Genomic DNA, 21,250 nt, shown 5'->3' on the forward strand with positions numbered 1-21,250 from the left:
CGGGCCGACCGCCACCAAGCCTGACCCCGCCCACCTGCCCGAGCTGCCCGGCGCTCCGGCCGGGCCGCGGACCCGGCTTGGCCGGGGACGGGGCGCTCGGTGACGGCGCGGCGGACTTCGCCGGGGCCGCGGGGGCCTCGGCCTTCTCGGCCACGGTCGGCTCGGCGGCCACCGGAGCCGGGGTCGCCGGAGCGGCCGGCGCAGGGCGCTCGGCCGGAGCCGCGGGCGCGGCCTTCTTCGCCGGCTCGGCAGGCGCGACCGGTGCGGTCGCCTGCGGCGCGGCGGACGTGCTGGCGGCGGCCTTCTTGGCTGCGCGCTTCTTCGGCGGGTTCTTCTCGAACTCCTCCGCCAACCTACGGACTACCGGCGCCTCGATCGTCGAGGACGCCGACCGGACGAACTCGCCCATGTCGTTCAGTCTGGTCAGAACGACCTTGCTGGTAACTCCGAGCTCCTTCGCGAGCTCGTAGACCCGGACCTTTGCCACTACTCTCCCTCTGGTCCGAGCCTGGGCGCGGACCGTTAGTTGACGTACGTGCTCATCGCTTTGCACTCATCGGTAGACACTCATCGAGTGGTCATGAGTCGATGACCCGCCTTCATGTCGTCACGACGGTCCGGTCAGACCGCCGCGGACGGCCGGTTGGCCGCCGTTTGCACTGCTTCTTGCCTATCACGTTGCGCGACGTACTCCCGCACCGCGGTCACGTCGAGCGGCCCCTGGGCCCGGAAGGCCCGCGGGAACGCCTTGCGCCGCACGGCGAGGTCGAGACACTCGGCCACCGGGTGCAGGTGCGCTCCGCGGCCGGGCGCCCGATGCGCGGGATCCGGGAGGACAAGCCCTCCGGAAACCGTCATCCGCAGCAGGTCAGCCGGACTGCACCGCTTCCGGCACCCGATGCAGGTACGCTCCCTGGCCTTGCCAGGGCGCGCTTCCGCACTCACTGTCACGTGATCCTTCGGGAGTGGTTGCGACTCAGTCGACCGACCGAGAGATCAGTCTACCTTCTCGTCATCACGAGTCACATCGGTATCCGGCCGGATGTCGATCCGCCACCCGGTCAGCCGGGCGGCGAGGCGGGCGTTCTGCCCCTCCTTGCCGATCGCCAGCGACAGCTGGTAGTCGGGTACGACGACCCGCGCGGCGCGGGCCGCGGCGTCGACGACCTGCACCGATGTAACCTGCGCCGGCGACAGCGCATTCCCGACGAAGGTGGCCGGGTCGTCGCTGTGGTCGATGATGTCGATCTTCTCGCCGTGCAGCTCGTGCATGATGTTGCGCACCCGCTGGCCCATCGGCCCGATGCACGCGCCCTTGCCGTTCACCGACGGGTTCAGGGTGCGGACGGCGATCTTCGTCCGGTGCCCCGCCTCCCGGGCGATCGCGGTGATCTCGACCGTTCCGTCGGCGATCTCCGGCACCTCGAGCGCGAACAGCTTCTTGACCAGGTTCGGGTGCGTCCGGCTGACCGTGATCTGCGGGCCCTTGAAGCCCTTGCGGACGCCGACCACGTAGACCCGCAGCCGGGCGCCGTGCTCGTACTTCTCCCCCGGCACCTGCTCCGGGGCCGGCAGCACCGCCTCGATCTTGCCGAGGTCGACCATCACCGAGCGCGGGTCGCGGCCCTGCTGGATGACGCCGGACACGATGTCGCCCTCCTTGCCGGAGAACTCGCCGTACCGGACCTCGTCCTCGGCGTCGCGCAGCCGCTGCAGGATGATCTGCTTGGCCGTGGTGGCCGCGATCCGGCCGAAGTCGGCGGGCGTGTCGTCGTACTCGCGGGCCAGCGTGCCGTCCTCGGCGAACTCGCGCGCGTAGACGGTCACGTGCCCGGTCTTGCGGTCCAGCTCGGCCCGGGCGTGCTGCTGGGCGCCCTCGGTGCGGTGGTACGCCACCAGCAGCGCCTGCTCGATCGCCTCGACGACCACGTCCAGGGAGATGTCCTTCTCCCGTTCCAGTGACCGCAGGACAGCCATGTCGATGTCCATGTCAGTTCTCCTCCACCGTGCCCGCGGCGTTCGATCCTGGGGCAGCCTCGTCGTTGCCGGGGGCAGCCCGGTTGAACTCGATCTGGACCTTGGCCTTGGCCACGTCGGCGTACGCGACCGTGCGCGCGGTGCCGTCCACGTCCAGCTCGGCCGCCTCCTCGGAGGCGGACTTGATCCGGCCGGTCACCTTCCCGCCCGAGGTCAGCGTGACCGCGACCAGCCGGCTGACGTTGCGCCGCCAGTGCCGGGGCAGGGTGAGCGGCCGGTCGACGCCCGGGCTGGAGACCTCCAGGTAGTAGGCGCCGTCGCCCATGATGTCGTCGGCATCGAGTGCCTTGGAGATGGCCCGGCTAACCTCGGCGACGTCGTCCATGCTGATCCCGCCGTCCCGGTCGACGAGCACGCGCAGCTGCCGCCGACGGCCGCCCGCAGGCGTGACTTCGGCGCCCTCCAGGTCGCAGCCGAACTGCTCCACGATCGGCCGCAGGAAGTTCTCGAGGCTCGAGGTGTCCGTGTGGTCAGTCTTTCGGCTCACAGGTTGACCTGCCTCTCTCCAGTTGTGCACCCGTTCCGCACCCCGGCGATCCGACCGAGGGCAGTAGCCCACCATATCCGGCCCGCGACGATGTGCACGTCACCGCCTCGTCCCAGGCCGGTCACCGGCCCGTCACCAGGTATCGTTCCGCCGTGCCGAACGAACCTGTCCGCGTGTCGCGCCGACTCGCCCTGACGACCGCAGCCCTGCTGCCGGGCGCCGTCGTACTGGCGGGGTGCGACGACGGCCCGAGCAGCTCCGGTACGCCGGGCGCCGCGAACGACTCGAAATCGGGTCAGCCTGCCGAGGAGACACCCAGCACCGACCCGGTGGTCGTCGCGGCACTCAGTACGGCGGCCGCCCAGGTGACTCAATTGTCACTCCGCTACGCCTCGATGACGCGGAAATTCCCCGCGCTCCGTACCCAGCTCGCGGCCGGCTCGAAGTACCACGCCGCGCACCTGGCCCGGCTCAAGGAGACCGCGGGCGTACAGGCGGCGGCCGGCGAGGCGCCGGTCGTTCCCGCCTCGTCGCAGGCGGCCCTCGCGGAGCTGGCGAGGCAGGAGAAGGCCGCCGCGACCGCACACGCCGCAGCAGCCGCCAAGCTGGCCGGATCGCCCGCCCGCCTGCTCGCGATGATCGCCGCGGCCGAGACCCAACTGGCCACCACGCTCACCCCGAAGAAGAAGGCCCAACGATGAAAGCACAGCACCAGTGACGGAGGTCGAGGCACTCCAAGCGGCGCTCGCCGGTGAGCACGCGGCGATGTACGGCGTGGGTGTCGCCGGCGGCAAGCTGAGTGGCGCTCGCTTCCGGGCGGCGACCGACACCTACGACCAGCACCGGCGCAACCGCGACCGGCTGTCGGCGCTCGTGGTCGCGGCCGGCGAGACCCCGGTGGCCGCCGAGGCGGCGTACGACTTGCCGCAGGTGGTCTCCAACACGGCGACGGCCTCGGCGCTGGTCCTGCTGATCGAGCGACGGCTGGCAGCCGTGTACGGCGACCTCGTCGAGGCGGCCGAGCAGCCGGCGGTCCGGGTCTTCGCGATCCAGAGCCTGCTGGCCGCCGCGAGCGCCCAGCTCGCGTGGGGTGGAGCGCCGGTCGCCTTCCCCGGCGACGCCTGATGGCCAGGCGCACCTCGCCCTGTCCCTGCGGGCTCGGCGCCTCGTACGCCGACTGCTGTGGCCCTCTCCACCAAGGCGGTACGGCGACCACCGCCGAGCAGTTGATGCGCTCGCGCTACTCGGCCTTCGTCGTCGGCGACACGGCGTACCTGCTCCGCACCTGGTCGGCCGAAACCCGTCCAGCCGAGCTCCACCTGGATGAAGACATCAGCTGGACGGGTCTCGAGATCCTCGGCAGCACCGACGGCAGCCCCTTCCACACCACCGGCACCGTCGAGTTCCGGGCCAGTTACCGGCTCGGCGGCCGGACGGGGCACCAGCAGGAGAACAGCCGGTTCGTCCGCGAGGACGGCGCCTGGGTGTACGTCACCGCCGTCGACGCCACGGGCCGGTGACCGCGTACGTGATCCCCGGCGTGTAGACGTTGAAGAACATCGTCCGGCCGTCGGCGGAGAAGCCGGCCCCGGCCAGCTCACCGAACTCCGGGTCCTCCGGCGTGCCGTTGTTCACCCGGTTGCGGGCGAACTTGAACACCTCGCCGTCCTCGGTGGTGCCGAGGATGTGCTGCTCGCCGAGGCCGTCCTCGCACATCATCAGACCGCCGTACGGCGACATCGTGATGTTGTCCGGGGCATCGAACTCCGGGTCGTCGGAGCCCGGCGACGGCCGGGTGAAGATCACCTCGAGGCGCAGCGTCGCCTTGCGCGGGTCGTAGCGCCAGACCTGGCCGTCGTGGTCGACCTTCGGGCCGAGCTCGGTCCGCGCGAACGACGAGACGAAGTACACGCACCGGTCCCGGGTGCCCCACCAGCAGCCTTCCAGCTTGTAGCCGCCGGTGATCGGCTTGCCGTAGTCCTGCGCGCGGACCGACTGCGTGGTCGCCAGCGGGTCCGGCACCTTGATCCACTGCACGCCGCCGAACTCGGCCCCGGCCTCCTGGACGACGGACAGGTCCGGCAGGTCCGGGATGTGCATGGCCTGCAACTCCCCGCCCGCCCGCAGCGAACCCCATCCACCGCGCGGACGGTTCGGAAGGAACCGGTAGAAGCCGCCGAGCGGCGCGACGAACGCGTCCTCGGTCTCGTACACGATCCCGGTCGCCGGGTCGATCGCGACCGCCTCGTGCTGGAACCGGCCCATCGCCTTCAGCGGCGTCGGGTCCACGTTGCGGCGGTCGTCGTACGGGTCGACCTCGAAGATGAAGCCGTGGTCCTTGGTGTAGCCGGTGTCGCCGGCCTTGGCCTCGGTCTCCTCACAGGTCAGCCAGGTGCGCCACGGCGTGATGCCGCCGGAGCAGTTGATGGCGGTCCCGCCGAGGCTGACGAACTCCTTCTCGGCGTGGTTGTGCTTGTCCACCACCAGCGTGCTGGTGCCGCCCGCGCCGCCCGGGTCGTAGGTGCGCTCCGGCGGTGCGACCACCTTGATCGTGGCGGTCGGGCTGCACTCGTGGTTGCGGACCAGGCGCGAGCCGCCGTGCCGGTCCGGGAAGGCGCCCATGCCGTCGAACCGGCTGGGCGTCTTCAGGCCGTCGGGACGGACGGTGCCCTCCCGGGACAGGATCTTGTAGCTGAACCCGCGGGGCAGGTCGAGCATGCCGTTCGGGTCCTCGATCAGCGGGCCGTAGCCGATCTTCGGGCCGGACGTGCCGAGCGCGGGCTGGGCGGTGTAGAGCGCCTCGACGGAGCCCGCGACGCTGACCGCGACGCCCGCCGCGGCCGCTCGGGCGACGAACTGCCGCCGGGACAGGGGATTGTGCTCAACGGACACGGTGAGTGGCCTCCTCGTGGGCGGAAAGGATCTGCCGAACAGAGATGAACGTACGGTGAACGACAGACATCGACAAGGCGAACCGCGCGCCGCGGCACCCGCGACTTTCACCGTCGCGGGTGCCGCCTCCTCCCCTACGCCGAGCGAAGCGAGGGAGATTTTCAGCCGACTACTGGTAGCAGGGCTTGGAGAACTCGTGCGCGGTCGCGGTCTTCCCGGTGAAGAAGTCCCGCTCCACCGTGACGCCGGTCGGCGCCGCCGGGTCCACCTTGGAGATGATGCTGGCCCGGAACACCCGGTCGTTCGGCTCCCCGGAGAACCGGCCCGCCTCAGCCGGCAGCATCCCCTCGTAGTCCACCGTGTCCAGCGACTTCACCGCGTTCAGCAGCCCGGCGCGGGTGAGGTCCTTCGCATCGACCGCCTTCTGCAGCGCCGCCTTCATCGGGTACGACCAGACCCAGCCGGCCGTGTAACCGTCGTTCGGCGCCGCCCGGAACGTCGTCTGGTCGATCGACTCGGCGAGCGCCTTGTGCCCCGGCGTGTTCGCGCCGTACGGCGCCCAGGGCCCGGACTGCCGGTAGAGCGCGGTCAGCGCGGGCGCGGCCGGGCTCTTCAGCAGCGCCGGGTTCCAGGTCGGGCTGGTGCCGATGAACTGTCCCTTGAACCCGTTCTGGGCCGCGCCGCCGACGATCGTGGCCGCCTCGGTCGGGCCGGTGGTCAGGATGACCAGGTCCGGCTTGGCCGCGACCAGCTTCTGGATCGCCGCGCCCTGGTTCTCCTGCCCCGGCGCGGTCGGGATGTCGGTGAAGGTCAGCCCGTTGGCCTCGGCCGCGATCTTCGTCCCGGCCGCGGCGTCGTCGCCGTAGTCACCCGGGAAGTGCACCGCGGCGACGCTCTTCGGCTTCAGCGTCTCGACCGCGAAGTCGACCGAGTTCATCGACTCGAAGCAGTAGTTCGTGCCGGACTCCAGGATCACGTCCTCGAACGCCCACGCCGACGTCCAGGACGCCGGTACGCCGATCATCCCGGTGGACTTGAGGTCGCCCAGGATCGCCGCGGTGGTCGGCGAGCCGAGGGTCTGCGCGAGTCCGAGCACGTCGGGCTTGATCTCGGCGTACACCTCGTTGTGGATCTGCGGGTTGTACTTGTTGTCCTTGGTGTACTTGGACACGTCGACCTCGAACGCGCCGATCCCGCCGGCCTCGTTGACCCGCTTCCAGAACGCCTTCTGGCTCTCGGTGATCGGGACCCCCAAGGCCTTGAACGGGCCCTCGGTGAGGTCCGAGATCGAGCCGAGGTAGATGCAGCCCTTCGACGAGTCGACCGCCGTCGGGCACGGCTCGGAGGTGACCCCGACGTCGAACTTGACCCCTGAACTGCCCTGCTGGGCCTCCGGGGCGTCGTTGCGGCACCCCGCGACCAGTACCAGCGCCGCCACGACGGCGACGGCGATTCCCCTGTGCACGCTCATCGATACTCCTTCAGTGCGAGAACGGCCACGACTTCCAGTAGGTGCGGACTCTGATCCAGATCCCGAACAGCCCTCGAGGCTCGAAGATCAGGAAGCCGATGATCAACAGGCCGTAGAGGATCGTCTCGACCTGGAAGACCGTGATGCCCCCGGCCGTGGAGCTCGCGCTGATGAACGGCAGCACGGCCGGAAGCTCGCGGGTGACCCGCGGCAGCAGGGTGATGAACAGCGCGCCGAGCACCGATCCGGAGATCGTCGCGACACCGCCGATCAGCACCATCGCGATGTACTGCACCGACATGCCGAGGTTGAACGACCCCGGCTCGACGAAGCCGATCATCACGTACAGCAGCGCGCCCGCGACGCCGGCGTAGAACGACGACACCGCGAACGCAATCATCTTGTACCGGGTCACGTCGACCCCGATCACCTCGGCGGCCAGGTCCCGGTCCCGTACGGCGGCCAGCGCCCGGCCGATCCTGGACCGGACCAGGTTCCGGGCCAGCACGCCGAAGATCACCAGCAGCACGAGCATCAGCAGGTACAGCTTCTGCGCCTTGGTGAAGGTCGCGCCGTCCACGGCGAACTGGAACCCGAACAACTCCGGCACGGCGGCCGGCCGCCCGACCCCGACTCCCCCTGTCAACTCCCTCCAGTGCTTGAAGATGTGCTCCCCGATGAACACCAGTCCGAGCGTCACCACGGCCAGGTAGAGCCCGCGCAGTCGGGCCGCCAGCGGCGCGACGATCAACCCGGCCAGCCCGGCGACCAGCCCGGCGGCGAGCAACCAGATCGGCAGCGAGGTGATCCCGAACCCGATCAGCCGGGTGCTGTCCGGGTCGCCCGACAATGCCGCTGCCGTGTAGGCCCCGATCCCCAGGAAGAACGCATGACCGAGCGACACCTGGCCGCCGTACCCGGTGACGATGTTCAGCCCGATCGCCCCGATCGACGCGGCACACGCAGTCGCCAGTACGACGAGCAGGTCGTCGGTCAGCAGGAACGGCACCAACACCGCGACCACCACAAGCACTAGCGTCCACACCCGCTTCGCCGGTGTGTTCAGCAGCGACATGTCCTGCTTGTAGGACAGGTAGAGCAGGGGCCGACTCAAATGCGCTCCACCTCTCTGGTGCCGAAGAGGCCGTAGGGCTTGACCAGCAGGACGAGGAGCATCAGGAGGTACGGGACGACCAGGAAGAAGTCGCCGCCGAAGACGGGGTGCAGGTTGTCGCCGTAGCTGCCGACGAGGGCCTCGACCACGCCGATCGAGAGGCCGGCGATCACTGCCCCGCCGAGGGAGTCGAGACCGCCGAGGATGATCACCGGCAACGCCTTCAGCGCCGTCAGCCAGAGGTTCTGCTCGAGACCGATCCCGGTCGACAGGAAGACTCCGGCCAGCGCGGCCAGGGCAGCTGCGAGCGCCCAGGACAGGGAGAACACCCGGCCGACCGACACCCCCTGCGCGAGTGCGACCTCCTGGTCCGACGACGCCGCCCGCATCGCCAGCCCGGTCCGCGACCAGCGGTAGAACGCGAACAGCACGGCGACCACGATCAGTGTCGTCACCAGCGTGGCCAGATGCCGCTGGTCGATCTTCGCCCCGAGTACGTCGACCTGATTGAGGCCCCACGGGTCGCCCATCTGGCGGATGTCGAGGCCGATGAAGGAGTTCACCACCGTGCGGACGACGATGTCGACGCCGAGTGTGATGATCGCGATCACGAACACCGGCTTGCCGATCATCGGCCGCAGCGCCAGCCGTTCCACCCCGGCGCCGAGCAGCGCGGTGAGCAGCAGCGCGACCAGGACGGCGAGGAAGAAGTTCATCTCCAGCACCAGGTAGCCGACCAGCAACGCACCGGTCATCATGAACGCCGGCTGGGCGAAGCTGATCACCCGCATCGACTTGTAGACGATCACGAACCCCAGCGCCAGCAGCGCGTAGATCGCCCCCTGGCCGAGACCGCGGACGACGGTGGCGACGAACTCGTTCACCGCGCACCACCCCCGGCGTACATCGAGTCGACCAGGCCGGCGAACGTGTCCGCGACCGCCTTGCGCTTGACCTTCTGGGTCGCGGTCAGCTCGCCGTCCTCGTGGTCCAGCAGCTTCGGCAGCAGCCGGAACGACCGGACCTGCTCGACGGTGGCGAACCGCGCGTTGACCTCGTCCACGACCCCCTGGACCAGCGCGACCACCTCCGGCTTCGCGGACAGGTCGCCGTACGTCGAGTAGGGCAGCCGGTGCAGCTGGGCCCAGTGGCCGACGGTGTCCGGCTCGATCCCGATCAGGGCGGTCAGGAACTTGCGCCGGTCGCCGATCACCACCGCTTCCTTGATGTACGGCGACGCCTTCAGCGCGTTCTCGATCTCCGACGGGGCGACGTTCTTGCCGCCCGCGGTGATGATGATGTCCTTCATCCGGTCGGTGATCCGCAGGTGCGTGCCGCCGACCCACTCCCCCACGTCGCCGGTGTGCAGCCAGCCGTCGGCGTCGATCACCTTCGCGGTCGCCTCGGGGTCCTGCCAGTAGCCGGCGAAGGTGCCGGGATGCCGGGTGAGGATCTCGCCGGTGAGCTCGTCGACCTTCACCTCGACGCCCTGGTGCGGCTCGCCGACCGTGCCGACCTTGACTCGGCCCGGCCGGTTGGCCGTCGCCACGGCGGTGTTCTCGGTCATGCCGTACACCTCGTGCATCGGCAGGCCGAGCCCCATGAAGAACCGCAGCACCTCGGGCGCGATAGGCGCCGCCCCGGAGGCGGCGTACCGGACCTTGCGCAGTCCGACGCGGTCCTTCAGCGCTCGGTAGCAGAACAGCCAGCCGATCGCGTACACCGCCTTGGAGGCAGGGGTATGACGTCCGTCGTTGGCCGCGAGGACACCGCCGATCCAGTCGGCGCGGCGCAGCCAGTAACCGCCGATCATCCGCTTCACCGGGTCCGCGGACCCGATCCGGATCTGGACACCGGCCGCGATCTTCTCCCAGATCCTGGGGACGCCGAACAGGATGCTCGGCTGGACCTCGTGCAGGTTGGTCGCGACGGTCTCGATCGACTCGGCGAAGTGCACGCAGACGCCGGCGCCGGCGCCGAACCAGCAGCTGAAGATCCGCTCGGCCACGTGGCACAGGGGCAGGTAGGACAGCACGCTGTCGCGCGGTGACGGCGGCGGCGCGGTGAAGCCGCCGCGTTCGACCAGCTCCTGGATGGCGAAGTCGACGTTCGCGGCGGTCAGCATCACGCCCTTCGGCGGGCCGGTGGTCCCGGAGGTGTAGATCAGCGTGACCACGTCGTCGGCCCGAGCCGATTCCATCCGGTGCGCGACGGCGTCCGGGTTCGCCTCGCGGTGCTCGTGGCCGATGGCAAGGAAGTCGGGCCAGGCGATCAGCCGCGGGTCGTCGTACCGGTAGCGGATGCCGCGGGGCTCGACGTACACGATGTGCTCGAGGTCGGGCAGGTCGTCGATCGCGAGCGCCTTGTCGACCTGCTCCTGGTCCTCCGCGATCAGCACCTTGGCGCCCGAGTGCCGCAGCAGGTAGCCGACCTCGGCGACCGGGTTGGTCGGGTAGAGACCGACGGTCGCGGCGCGTACGGCGACCGTGCCGACGTCGGTGTAGAGCCACTCGCGGCGGTTCTCCGAGTGGATCGCCACCCGGTCGCCCGGCTCGATGCCGAGGGCAAGCAAGGCGTGGCCGACGAGCGCGGCGGTGTCCCAGTACCGCTCCCAGCTGACCTGCTGCCAGATGCCCAGATCCTTTTCCCGCAAGGCGATCACGTGCGGTGTCGTTTTCGCCCGCTCCTGGACCCGGGTGGCGATCGTGGCGGTCATGACCGCTCCACCTTGTGCTCCTCGCCCAGGTAGGCGCGGACCACCTCGGGGTCGGTCGCGACCTCCTGCGGGGTCCCGGTCCGGATCGGCTTGCCGAAATCGATCACCATGATCCGGTCGGCCAGGTCCATTACCAGGCCCATGTCGTGCTCGACCATGACCATCGGCAGGCCGAGCTCGTCGCGGATGTCGAGGATGAACCGGGCCATGTCCTCGGTCTCCTCCAGGTTCATCCCGGCGACCGGCTCGTCCAGCAGCAGCAGCTTCGGCTCCGACGCGAGCGCCCGGCCGAGCTCGACCCGCTTCTGGACGCCGTACGGGAGCAGGCCGACCGGGAGCCGCCGCCACTGCGCGAGCTCGAGGAAGTCGACGATCTCCTCGACCGCGCGGCGATTCGCGCGCTCGTTGCGGCGGGCCTTGCCCAGCCACACGAGCGCGGCCAGGACGCCATACGGGTGATGGTGGTGCCGCCCGAGCATCAGGTTGTCGAGCACGGTCAGGTTCGAGAACAGCTCGATGTTCTGGAAGGTACGGGCGATGCCGCGCCGGGCGATCGCGTGCGGGCGGCGGCCGATCAGGTCGTGTTCGCCGAACCGGACGGTCCCGCGCTGCGGCCGGTAGACACCGGAGAGCACGTTGAAGATCGAGGTCTTGCCGGCGCCGTTCGGGCCGATCACCGCGAACAGCTCGCCCGGGTTCACGGTGAAGCTCACGCCGTTGAGCGCGGTCACGCCGTCGAAGGTGAGGACGACGTCCGCGAAGTCGAGCACCGGGGTGGACTCCTGCGTGCTCTCGCTCTGCCGCGCCTCGGTCAGACTCATCCACGTCCTCGCTTCGCTCCGGGCGCGGATGAGGCACAAGGCCGGCTGTGCTTGACGGTGAACTCGCTACGCTCGTTCACGACAACCACCGCTTCCGGCGGCGGTAGTGCTTCACGTTGCGGAACGACTTCGCCGTACCCTCCGCGCCGAGGCCGAGGTAGAACTCGCGGACGTCGCCGTCGGCGAGCAGGTCGGCCGCGGGCTTGTCCATCACCATCGCGCCGTTCTCCAGCACGTAGCCGTGCTCGGCGATCGACAACGCCATCGCGGCGTTCTGCTCGACCAGCAGGACCGTGGTCCCCTGCTGGTTGATCTGCACGATCACGTCCCGGATCTGCCGCACGATCATCGGCGCCAGGCCGAGGCTCGGCTCGTCCAGCAGCAGGTACTTCGGGTCGGACATCAGCGCCCGGCCGATCGCCAGCATCTGCTGCTCCCCGCCGGACAGGTAGCCGGCCAGCTTGCGGCGCCGGTCGGCCAGCACCGGGAACAGCTGGTAGGTGCGGTCCAGGTTCCGCCGGACCGAGCGCGGGCTGACGTGGCCGCCGATCCGGAGGTTCTCCTCGACGGTCAGGTCGGCCAGGATCCGGCGGCCCTCCATCACCTGTTTGATGCCCAGGGCAGCGATCCGGCTGGCGCCGTAGCCGTGGATCGGCTCGCCGTCGAGCGTGATCGAGCCGCGCCGGACCTCGCCCTCGTGCACGTCGAGCAGGCCGGACAGTGCGCGCAGCAGCGTCGACTTGCCGGCCCCGTTCGCCCCCAGCAGGGCGACGATCCGGCCCTGCGGGACCTCGAGACCGACCCCCCGCAGCACCAGCATCACGTCGTCGTAGACGACCTCGAGGTTCTTCGCCGCCAGCACCCGGCCTCCCGGATCCCCGAAGGTTCCCAACCACCGTCCTGGCGAGTGAGTGTGACACCACCGCAGTCGACAGAGAAGGCCTGGCAGCCCGGAAATCGGACAGATCACCCAAACCGTGACCAGCTGTCATGAGTAAAACCAGTTACACAACTGGTATTATAGCGTGTGGCTCGGCGCGGTGGATCGGGCCTGGTCCAGCGCCGCGTTCAGGGTGATCGCCGCATCGATCAGCGCCAGGTGCGTGAAGGCCTGCGGGAAGTTGCCGAGCTGCTCGCCGGTCAGGCCGATCTCCTCGGAGTACAGCCCCACGTGGTTGGCGTAGGTGAGCATCTTCTCGAAGATGAGCCGTGCGTCCTCGAGCCGGCCCGCCCGGGCCAGGGCGTCGACGTAGCTGAAGGTGCACAGCGAGAACGTGCCTTCGTCGCCCGCGAGCCCGTCCGGCGACGCGGCCGGGTCGTAGCGGTAGACCAGGCTGTCGGTGACGAGCTCCGCGTTCATCGCGTCCAGCGTGGACTGCCACATCGGGTCGTTCGGCGCGATCAGGCCGACCGTTGCCATCCGCAACATCGACGAGTCGAGGACGGTGTCGTCGTAGTGCTGTACGAAGGCGCCGATCTTCTCGTTCCAGCCGCGTTGCATCACCTGCTGGTAGATCGCGTCCCGGCTGTTCGCCCAGCGCTCCAGGTCCGCCGGGCGGCCGTGTTTCGCGGCCAGCCGGATGGCCCGGTCGAAGGCGACCCAGCTCATCACCCGGCCGTAGGTGAAGTTCTTCTGCCCGCCGCGGGTCTCCCAGATGCCCTCGTCCGGCCGGTCCCAGTTGTCGGCCAGCCAGTCGACGATGCCACGCAGGGCGATCCAGCCATGGTGGTCGAGCTCGATACCGTGCTGGTCCGCGAAGTAGATGCTGTCCAGCGCCTCACCGAAGATGTCCAGCTGTAGCTGCTCCGAGGCGCCGTTGCCGATTCGCACCGGACGGGAGCCGCGGTACCCGGCGAGGTGGTCCAGGGACTCCTCGGTCAGATCGGACGAGCCGTCCACGCGGTACATGATGTTGAGCGGCCCGCCCGGTCCCGCGGTCTGCTCGTGCACGCGCTCCCGCAGCCACGCGCAGAACTCGGCCGCCTCCTGGGTGAAACCCATGCCGAGCAGCGCGTACACGGAGAACGACGCATCCCGCACCCACGTGTAGCGGTAGTCCCAGTTGCGCTCTCCGCCGACCTGCTCGGGCAGGCCGGCGGTGGGTGCGGCAACCAGCGCGCCGGTGGGCGCGTAGGTCATCAGCTTCAGCGTGATCGCCGAGCGCTGCACCATCTCCCGCCAGCGGCCGGTGTACGTCGACGTGGAGAGCCAGTCCCGCCAGAAGCGCACCGCGTCGTCGAACATCGCGGTGAACTCCGCGACCCTGATCTCCCGCGGCGGACCGTCGGCCGCCGTCTCCAGCACCAGTCCTCGGGTCTGCCCGGCCGTCATCTCGATGTCGACGTGGATGTCGCCACCGTCCGCCCGGGCCCGGGCCAGCCGCTCGTCACCGGGCTCACGGACGACGTGCAGGGTCAGGCTCAGGTCGTCGGTCACGAAGACGGCGCCCGGGTCGATCAGCCGCAGTTCGTGCGGTGTGCGGCCGTAGTCGAACCGTGGCTGGATGTCGAGCTCGAACCTGATCCGGCCGCGCACGCAGCGCACCATCCGCATGATCCGGTGGTTGTCGGTGGGCTGCTTGCCGCTCGGCGGCATGAAGTCGACGACCTCGCCGACGCCGTCCTCGGTCATCAACCGGGTGACCAGAACGGCGGTGTCCGGGAAGTACAGCTGGCGGCTGCTGACCTCGGCGCCGATCACCCGGGCCCGGAAGGAACCACCGCGCTCGTGGTCGAGCAACGCGCCGAAGATGCTCGGCGAGTCGAACCTCGGGCAGCAGAACCAGTCGATCGATCCGTCGGTGGTCACCAGCGCAGCGGTCTGCAGGTCGCCGATCAGTCCGTGCTCGGCGATGGGTGGATAGTCGGCCATCAGGGTCGCCTCCTGGTCCGGTTGCCGTCTGTCCAGCCTTCGGCCCCTGCGGACCGGACGAATCACCCACGCCGGATGATCTGGTTCAGCCGGCCGGGTCGTGCCAGCTCACGTCGTGCGGCAGCAGGGCGCCGGCCTCCTTCGGCCCCCAACTGCCCTTGGCGTACGTGATGACCGGTACGACGTCACCGAGCACCGGCTCGACCACGCGCCAGGCGGCCTCGACCGTGTCCTGCGCGGCGAAGAGCGCCTGCCGGCCCGCGAGCGCCGCCCCGATCAGCCGGTCGTACGGTCGCTGGTCGGATCCCGGCGCCTCGGCGAACGTGAGGTCCTCGGCCTGCGGGGTCCAGCCGGCGCCGGGCTTCTTGCCGGTCAGGGTGATCGCGACCTGGCTCTCCGGCCAGATCCGGAACCGCAGCTGGTTCGAGTGCACGGCAGGCCCCAGCCGGAAGAAGTCCTGCGGCGGACGGCGGAACCGGATCACCACCTCGGTCGCGGTGACCGGCATGCACTTCCCGGCGCGGATCGCGATCGGCACGCCGGCCCAGCGCCAGGTGTCCAGGGCGAGCCGGGCCGCTACGTAGGTCTCGGTCCGCGACTGCGGATCGACACCCGCGACGTCGTGGTAGCCCTCGTACTGCCCGAGCACCGTGTCCTCCGCGGTGAGCGGGCTGAGCGCACTGATGACCGCGGTCTTCTGCGCCCGCCAGGCGGCGTCGTCGAGGCGGCCCGGCGGGTCGGCCAGGACGCTCGCGAGCACCTGCAGCATGTGGTTCTGCAGCACGTCGCGGATCGCGCCGGTGCGATCGTAGAAGCTGCCCCGGTCGGCGACGTCGAAGCTCTCCGCCATGGTGATCTGGATGCTCTCCACGTGGTCGCGGCTGAGCAACGGCTCGATCACCGAGTTGGCGAAGCGGGCGAACAGCACGTTCTCCAGCGGGTCCAGGCCGAGCCAGTGGTCCACCCGGTAGATCGCGTCGTCGGGGAACACCCGGTTCATCGTCGCGTTGAGCTGCTGAGCGCTGGCCAGGTCGGTGCCGAACGGCTTCTCGACCATCACCCGGGCACCGTCGGCCTTGCCCGCGGTCGCGATCCCCTCGGCGATCCGGCCGAACAGCGGCGGCGGCACCTCGAGGTAGAACAGCGCCCGTCCGCCGGCGCCGATCTCGTCGGCCATCGCGGCGTACGTCGCATCGTCGCCGAGGTCGCCGTCGACGTAGCGCAGCAGGCCGAGCATGGCGGCCGCGGCGGGGGTGGCCGGATCGATCCCGTTGGCCCGCAACGACGCCTCTGCGTAAGCGCGGAACTGGTCGAGTCCCCAGCCGCTCTTGGCCACCCCGACTATCGGCACGTCGAGCACGCCCCGGTCGACCAGTCCGACCAGGGCGGGAAACGTCTCCAGCTTCGCGAGATCACCGGTCGCACCGAAGATGACCAGCGCGTCCATATCGGCAGGTGGCATGGAGATTCTCCTGTTCGGTCCGGGTCAGCCGGTCAGTGATGGAACCCGGCCGGTGCCTCCTCCTGCGGCATTGGGGACGCCAGCCCGTCGAGCCACTCGACCCCGACCCGCAGGTCCCGCAGGAAGAGTTCGGCCATGTCGTGACTGAACCCGTTGCGCACGACCACTCGCAGGACGACCAGGTCCTCCCGGTTCGGCGGCATCGTGTACGCCGGCACCAGCCAGCCCCGCTCGCGCAGCTTCCGGGACACGTCGTACGCCGTGTACTTCGTGATGCCGTCGGCCAGCCGGAACGCGAAGACCGGCAGGTCGCGCCCGTCCGAGACCAGTTCGAACGCGGGCATCTCCTTGATCGCGTCGCTGAGGTGGACGGCGACGTCCTGGCAGGTCTGCTGGATCCGCCGGTAGCCGTCCCGGCCGAGTCGCAGGAACTGGAAGTACTGCAGCAGAACCTGCGCGCCGGGCCGGGAGAAGTTCAGCGCGAACGTCGGCATGTCTCCGCCGAGGTAGTTCACCTTGAAGACGAGCTCCTCGGGCAGGTTCTGGCTGTGCCGCCACAGCACCCAGCCGACGCCCGGGTAGACCAGCCCGAACTTGTGACCCGACGCCTGGATCGAGGCCACCCGCGGCAGCCGGAAGTCCCACACCAGGTCAGGCTGCAGGAAGGGAGCCACGAAGCCACCGGACGCGGCGTCGACGTGCACCGGCACCGACAGTCCGGTCCGCTGCTCCAGGTCGTCCAGGGCCGCGCAGATCTCGGCGACCGGCTCGTAACTGCCTTCCATCGTCGAACCGAGCACCACGACCACCCCGATGGTGTTCTCGTCCACGAACGGCAGGGCCCGGTCGGCGGTCAGGTAGAGGTCGTCACCCTCCAGTGGCACGTACCGCGGCTCGACGTCCCAGTACTCGGCGAACTTCTCCCAGACGACCTGCACGTTCTGGCCCATCACCAGGTTGGGCCGGTCGGCCGGCAGGCCCGCGGCGCGCCGGGCGTGCTGCCAGCGCCGTTTGAGCGCCAGTCCGCCGAGCATGCAGCCCTCGGAGCTTCCGGTCGTCGACGTCCCGATCGCGTCGGCCGCGTCCGGGGCGTTCCACAGGTCGGCGAGCATCAGCACGCACCGGCTCTCGATCTCTGCCGTCTGCGGGTACTCGTCCTTGTCGACCATGTTCTTGTCGACCGTCTCGGAGTACAGCCGGTCCGCCTCGTCGTCCATCCACGTGGTGACGAACGTGGCCAGGTTGAACCGGGCGTTGCCGTCCAGCATGACCTCGTCCCGGACGATCTGGTACGCCGACTGCGGCAGCATCTCGTGATCCGGCATTCGGTCCTTCGGGACCGCGAGGACGCTGTCCCGCGTGAAGCGTGGCATCACTGCCAGATCGCCGACCGCCCGTTCCGTGGTGCTGCTGATCCCACCCATCACCGACCCCCTCGGTCACGACGACACGTCTTGCCGCCGCGACCCATCCCACACCGGGTCTCCGGAACCGTCCTCACCCTCTCCGCATGAGGCGCGGACCGTTCACCCGTGCGGTGTCAGAGCGAGCGCACCCAGTTGGCGAGCAGGGCGGCGCCGGCGTCGCCGGACTTCTCCGGGTGGAACTGGGTGGCGCTGAGCGGGCCGTTCTCGACCGCGGCCACGAAGCGGTCGTCGCCGTACGTCGTCCAGGTCACCAGCGGGGTCACCGACTCGCGCGTCCCGGTGAGCTCCCAGGCACGGACGCCGTACGAGTGGACGAAGTAGAAGCGCTCCTTCTCTATGCCGTCGAACAGCGTCGTGCCCGCCGGGACGTCGACGGTGTTCCAGCCCATGTGGGGAATCGGCTCGGCACTGTGCGGCTGCAGGCGCTCGACCGTCCCGGGCCACTGCTCGCAGCCCTCCGTCTCGACACCGTGCTCGATGCCGCGGGCGAACAGGATCTGCATCCCGACGCAGATGCCCAGCACCGGGCGACCGCCGGTCAGCCTGCGATCGACGATGTCGTCACCGCGGACTGCCTTGAGCCCGGTCATGCATGCCTCGAAGGCGCCGACGCCGGGGACGAGCAGGCCGTCGGCGTTCAGCGCCTCGTCGAAGTCCGAGGTGACCGTGACGTCCGCGCCGACGCGCTGCAGCGCCCGCTCGCCCGACCGGATGTTGCCCGAGCCGTAGTCGAACAGGACGACCTTCTTACTCACAGTGCCGCCTTCACAGGGCGCCCTTGGTGGACGGAATGCCCGGCTGCCGTGGGTCCGGCTCGGCCGCCGCCCGCAGCGCCCGGGCGAACGCCTTGAACTGGGCCTCGACGATGTGGTGCGGGTCGCGCCCGGACAGCACCCGGATGTGGATGCAGATCGCGGCGTTGAACGCGAGCGTCTCGAACACGTGCTGGGTCAGCGAACCGGCGTAGTCGCCGCCGATGATCGCGTAGACCTGACCGTCCGGCTCGCCGGTGTGCACGCAGTACGGACGGCCGGACAGGTCGACCGTGCAGTGCACGAGCGCCTCGTCCAGCGGCACGGTCGCGTCGCCGAACCGGCGGATGCCGCGCTTGTCGCCCAGCGCCTCCTTCAGCGCCTGGCCGATCCCGATCGCGGTGTCCTCGACGGTGTGGTGGGCGTCGATCTCGAGGTCGCCGACGGTGTTCACGTGCAGGTCCAGCAACGCGTGCTTGGCCAGCGCGTTGAGCATGTGGTCGTAGAACCCGACACCGGTGGAGATGTCGGCCCGGCCCTCACCGTCGAGGTTCAGCTCGACCAGGACCTTCGACTCACTCGTCTCGCGGTCGATCCGCGCCGTACGACTCATGCCCGTCCTCGCTTCGCTGCGGGCGGGCATGACCCGCCTTCGACGCTGTGTTGTCTGATGACCTCGCCCCGCTCGCTCATGTCAGCCTTCCAGTTTCCGTCTTGAGGACGCGCTCCAGCGAAGCGCGGAATGCGGCCATCTCGGCGCCGGTGCCGATCGAGACCCGCAGCCAGCCGTCCGGGCCGGTCTCGCGGATCAGGACGCCGTCGTCCAGCAGCGACTGCCAGACCGCGTGCCGGTCGGCGAAGGTGCCGAACAGGACGAAGTTCGCGTCCGAGTCGACCGCGCGCAGGCCGAGCGACCGCAGCCAGTCGACCGTCTCGTCCCGCTCGACCCGCAGCTGCTCGACCCGGCCGAGCAGCTCGTCGGAGTGCCGCAGCGCGGCCCGCGCGACCGCCTGGGTCACCGCGGACAGGTGGTACGGCAACCGCACGATCCGCAGCGCGTCCACCAGCTGCCGGCTCGCGGCAAGGTACCCGACCCGGCCGCCGGCCATCGCGAACGCCTTCGACATCGTCCGCGCGACCGCCAGGTTCGGGTACGACGGCAGCAACGTGACCGCACTCGGCGTCCCGGCCCGGCGGAACTCGGCGTACGCCTCGTCGACCACCAGGACGGCGCCCATCGCGGCGGTGCGGGCGGCGATCGCCTCGACCACCTCGATCGGCAGCGCCGTACCGGTCGGGTTGTTCGGCGAGGCGAGCAGTACGACGGACGGGTGGTGCCGGGAGATCGCGGCCAGCGCCTTGCTCTGGTCGAGGGTGAAGTCCTCGGCCCGGCGGCCGGTCACCCAGCCGGTGTTCGTGTCCCGCGCGTACTCCGGGTACATCGAGTACGTCGGGGCGAACGACAGCGCCGTCCGCCCGGGGCCGCCGAAGGCCTGCAGGATGTGCAGCATGACCTCGTTGGAGCCGTTCGCCGCCCAGACCTGCTCGGCGGTGAGCTGCGCCCCGGACTCCCGGCCCAGGTACGCCGCCAGGTCCGCGCGCAGGTCGAGGAACTCGCGGTCCGGGTAGCGGTTCATCCCGCGCGCGGCCACGGCGACCGACGCGGTGATGTCCGCGACGGTCTCCTCGCTCGGCGGGTACGGGTTCTCGTTGACGTTGAGCAGGATCGGGACGTCGAGCTGCGGGGCGCCGTACGGCTCGAAGCTCTTCAGCTCGTCGCGGATCGGCAGCCCGTCGAAGCGGCCCATCAGCCCTCCCCGGGGAATCGCACGCTGACTGCCGCACCGTGCGCCGGGAGATCCTCGGCGTGGGCGAGCGTGACCACGTGATCGGCGACGTCCCGGAGGGCCTCGCGGGAGTAGTTCACGACGTGCATGGCCTTCAGGAAGCTGCGCACGGACAGGCCCGACGAGTGGCAGGCACAGCCCGCGGTCGGCAGCACGTGGTTGGACCCCGCGCAGTAGTCACCCAGGGAGACCGGCGACCAGCCGCCGACGAAGATCGCGCCGGCGTTGTTGATCAGCCCGGCCCGCTCCTCGGCGTCCGCGGTCTGGATCTCCAGGTGCTCTGCGGCGTACGCGTCCACGACCGCGGTGCCCTGGTCCAGGTCGTCCACGAGTACGACGGCCGACTGCTGACCGTTGAGCGCCTCGGTCACGCGGTCCTGGTGCTTGGTCTTCGCGACCTGGACCGGCAGCTCGGCCTCCACCTTGGCGGCCAGGGTCTCGCTCGGCGTGACCAGCACGCTGGCGGCCATCGGGTCGTGCTCGGCCTGGCTGATCAGGTCGGCGGCGACATGCGCCGGGTCGGCAGTGTCGTCGGCCAGGATCGCGATCTCGGTCGGGCCGGCCTCGGAGTCGATGCCGACCTCACCGAGCAGGAACCGCTTGGCCGCGACCACGTAGATGTTGCCCGGGCCGGTGATCAGGTTGACCTTCTTGCACCCTGTGACACCAGCACCGAAGCCGTACGCGAACCCGGCGATCGCTTGCGCGCCGCCCATCGCGTAGACCTCGTCGATCCCGAGCAGCGCACACACCGCGAGCACAGTCGGGTGCGGCAGGCCGCCGTACTCCTTCTGGGGTGGTGAGGCGACAGCCAGGGACGGGACGCCGGCGACCTGGGCCGGTACGACGTTCATCACGACGCTGGACGCCAGTGGGGCGCGGCCGCCCGGGACGTACAGACCGACGCGCTGGACCGGGACGAAGCGCTGCGTGACCCGGCCGCCAGGCGCGGGCTCGGAGGCGATGTCGGCGGTCAGCTCGTCCTGGCTGACCTCGCGGACCCGGCGGATCGACTCCTCGAACGCGCTGCGCACCTCGGGGTCGAGCTCTTCGAGGGCGGTCTTCAAGGCGTCGGCCGGGGCCCGGATGTCCTCGACCCGCACATGGTCGAACCGCTCGCCGTACTCCCTGATCGCCTCGAGTCCACGATGGCGGACGTCCAGGCAGATCGGTCGGACGACGTCGAGAGCCTTCTCGACGTCGAACACGGCTCGGGGGACGAGGGCGTTCACTTCGGCTTGGAGGTCAGGCACCTCTCCGGCCGCCACTCGGCCCCGCAGGTCGACGCGGCGAATCATGGCTTCAGTCTAGTGGTGACGACCCGTGCCGCTGACGCCATATCCACAGGCTGG

21 protein-coding genes are annotated in these 21,250 nt (G+C 69.9%); 3 read left to right on the forward strand and 18 right to left on the reverse strand.

Annotated features, from left to right (window positions below; translation table 11 throughout):
- The 4 genes from AB0H36_RS25725 to rimP form a co-directional block, all read right to left on the reverse strand.
- Positions 1 to 487, reverse strand: a 487-nt coding sequence (locus AB0H36_RS25725; RefSeq protein WP_360528339.1) for a translation initiation factor IF-2 N-terminal domain-containing protein, incomplete at its 3' end; no start/stop codon positions are given.
- A 134-nt stretch (positions 488 to 621) separates the two neighbouring features.
- Positions 622 to 951, reverse strand: coding sequence for a YlxR family protein (locus tag AB0H36_RS25730; protein WP_360528342.1), 330 nt, complete (start codon positions 949 to 951; stop codon positions 622 to 624).
- 45 nt (positions 952 to 996) lie between these two features.
- A complete protein-coding gene (gene nusA, locus AB0H36_RS25735; RefSeq protein ID WP_360528345.1) occupies positions 997 to 1,989 on the reverse strand; it encodes a transcription termination factor NusA in 993 nt (330 codons plus the stop codon).
- 1 nt (position 1,990) lies between these two features.
- Positions 1,991 to 2,524 carry a ribosome maturation factor RimP gene (gene rimP, locus AB0H36_RS25740; RefSeq protein WP_360528348.1) on the reverse strand — a complete coding sequence of 178 codons (534 nt, stop codon included), beginning with the start codon at positions 2,522 to 2,524 and terminating at the stop codon, positions 1,991 to 1,993.
- 152 nt (positions 2,525 to 2,676) lie between these two features.
- On the opposite strand from rimP, the gene AB0H36_RS25745 reads away from it, so the two are divergent.
- The 3 genes from AB0H36_RS25745 to AB0H36_RS25755 are packed head-to-tail and all read left to right on the forward strand — an operon-like array spanning position 2,677 to position 4,044.
- Entirely contained in the window at positions 2,677 to 3,225 is a 549-nt protein-coding gene (locus AB0H36_RS25745) for a cell division protein FtsK (protein WP_360528351.1), read from the forward strand.
- A gap of 13 nt (positions 3,226 to 3,238) precedes the next feature.
- A complete protein-coding gene (locus AB0H36_RS25750; RefSeq protein ID WP_360528354.1) occupies positions 3,239 to 3,649 on the forward strand; it encodes a ferritin-like domain-containing protein in 411 nt (136 codons plus the stop codon).
- A complete protein-coding gene (locus AB0H36_RS25755) occupies positions 3,649 to 4,044 on the forward strand; it encodes a YchJ family metal-binding protein (protein WP_360528357.1) in 396 nt (131 codons plus the stop codon). The genes AB0H36_RS25750 and AB0H36_RS25755 overlap by 1 nt, the downstream gene beginning before the upstream one ends.
- On the opposite strand, the gene AB0H36_RS25760 is transcribed toward AB0H36_RS25755, so the two are convergent.
- The 14 genes from AB0H36_RS25760 to hisD all read right to left on the reverse strand — a co-directional run bounded on the left by AB0H36_RS25760 (position 4,016) and on the right by hisD (position 21,196).
- Positions 4,016 to 5,416 carry an alkaline phosphatase PhoX gene (locus tag AB0H36_RS25760; protein WP_360528360.1) on the reverse strand — a complete coding sequence of 467 codons (1,401 nt, stop codon included), beginning with the start codon at positions 5,414 to 5,416 and terminating at the stop codon, positions 4,016 to 4,018. The two genes, AB0H36_RS25755 and AB0H36_RS25760, sit on opposite strands and share 29 nt — an antisense overlap.
- A 169-nt stretch (positions 5,417 to 5,585) precedes the next feature.
- Positions 5,586 to 6,887: an ABC transporter substrate-binding protein gene (locus AB0H36_RS25765; protein ID WP_360528362.1), complete on the reverse strand. Its 1,302-nt coding sequence runs from the start codon at positions 6,885 to 6,887 to the stop codon at positions 5,586 to 5,588.
- Between the two features lie 10 nt (positions 6,888 to 6,897).
- Positions 6,898 to 8,001 carry a branched-chain amino acid ABC transporter permease gene (locus tag AB0H36_RS25770; RefSeq protein WP_360528365.1) on the reverse strand — a complete coding sequence of 368 codons (1,104 nt, stop codon included), beginning with the start codon at positions 7,999 to 8,001 and terminating at the stop codon, positions 6,898 to 6,900.
- Positions 7,998 to 8,885 carry a branched-chain amino acid ABC transporter permease gene (locus AB0H36_RS25775; RefSeq protein WP_360528368.1) on the reverse strand — a complete coding sequence of 296 codons (888 nt, stop codon included), beginning with the start codon at positions 8,883 to 8,885 and terminating at the stop codon, positions 7,998 to 8,000. Before AB0H36_RS25775 ends, AB0H36_RS25770 begins: the two co-directional genes overlap by 4 nt.
- A complete protein-coding gene (locus tag AB0H36_RS25780) occupies positions 8,882 to 10,717 on the reverse strand; it encodes an AMP-binding protein (RefSeq protein WP_360528371.1) in 1,836 nt (611 codons plus the stop codon). The genes AB0H36_RS25775 and AB0H36_RS25780 overlap by 4 nt, the downstream gene beginning before the upstream one ends.
- Complete coding sequence (locus AB0H36_RS25785; protein WP_360528374.1) at positions 10,714 to 11,538, reverse strand: ABC transporter ATP-binding protein; 825 nt, start codon at positions 11,536 to 11,538, stop codon at positions 10,714 to 10,716. Before AB0H36_RS25785 ends, AB0H36_RS25780 begins: the two co-directional genes overlap by 4 nt.
- 76 nt (positions 11,539 to 11,614) lie before the next feature.
- Positions 11,615 to 12,358: an ABC transporter ATP-binding protein gene (locus tag AB0H36_RS25790; protein WP_360528577.1), complete on the reverse strand. Its 744-nt coding sequence runs from the start codon at positions 12,356 to 12,358 to the stop codon at positions 11,615 to 11,617.
- A 198-nt stretch (positions 12,359 to 12,556) separates the two neighbouring features.
- Positions 12,557 to 14,410, reverse strand: coding sequence for a glycoside hydrolase family 15 protein (locus tag AB0H36_RS25795; protein ID WP_360528377.1), 1,854 nt, complete (start codon positions 14,408 to 14,410; stop codon positions 12,557 to 12,559).
- A gap of 85 nt (positions 14,411 to 14,495) precedes the next feature.
- Entirely contained in the window at positions 14,496 to 15,872 is a 1,377-nt protein-coding gene (gene zwf, locus AB0H36_RS25800; RefSeq protein ID WP_360528380.1) for a glucose-6-phosphate dehydrogenase, read from the reverse strand.
- A 32-nt stretch (positions 15,873 to 15,904) separates the two neighbouring features.
- Complete coding sequence (locus AB0H36_RS25805; protein ID WP_360528383.1) at positions 15,905 to 17,296, reverse strand: glutamate decarboxylase; 1,392 nt, start codon at positions 17,294 to 17,296, stop codon at positions 15,905 to 15,907.
- 116 nt (positions 17,297 to 17,412) lie between these two features.
- Entirely contained in the window at positions 17,413 to 18,054 is a 642-nt protein-coding gene (hisH, locus tag AB0H36_RS25810; protein ID WP_360528385.1) for an imidazole glycerol phosphate synthase subunit HisH, read from the reverse strand.
- Positions 18,055 to 18,064: 10 nt separating this feature from the next.
- Positions 18,065 to 18,664 carry an imidazoleglycerol-phosphate dehydratase HisB gene (gene hisB, locus AB0H36_RS25815; RefSeq protein ID WP_360528388.1) on the reverse strand — a complete coding sequence of 200 codons (600 nt, stop codon included), beginning with the start codon at positions 18,662 to 18,664 and terminating at the stop codon, positions 18,065 to 18,067.
- A 76-nt stretch (positions 18,665 to 18,740) separates the two neighbouring features.
- Complete coding sequence (locus AB0H36_RS25820; protein ID WP_360528391.1) at positions 18,741 to 19,859, reverse strand: histidinol-phosphate transaminase; 1,119 nt, start codon at positions 19,857 to 19,859, stop codon at positions 18,741 to 18,743.
- Complete coding sequence (gene hisD, locus AB0H36_RS25825; RefSeq protein WP_360528395.1) at positions 19,859 to 21,196, reverse strand: histidinol dehydrogenase; 1,338 nt, start codon at positions 21,194 to 21,196, stop codon at positions 19,859 to 19,861. The genes AB0H36_RS25820 and hisD overlap by 1 nt, the downstream gene beginning before the upstream one ends.
- Positions 21,197 to 21,250: the final 54 nt, after the last annotated feature.

Origin of the sequence: Kribbella sp. NPDC050820 (assembly GCF_040653975.1) — a bacterium.
Taxonomy (GTDB): domain Bacteria; phylum Actinomycetota; class Actinomycetes; order Propionibacteriales; family Kribbellaceae; genus Kribbella.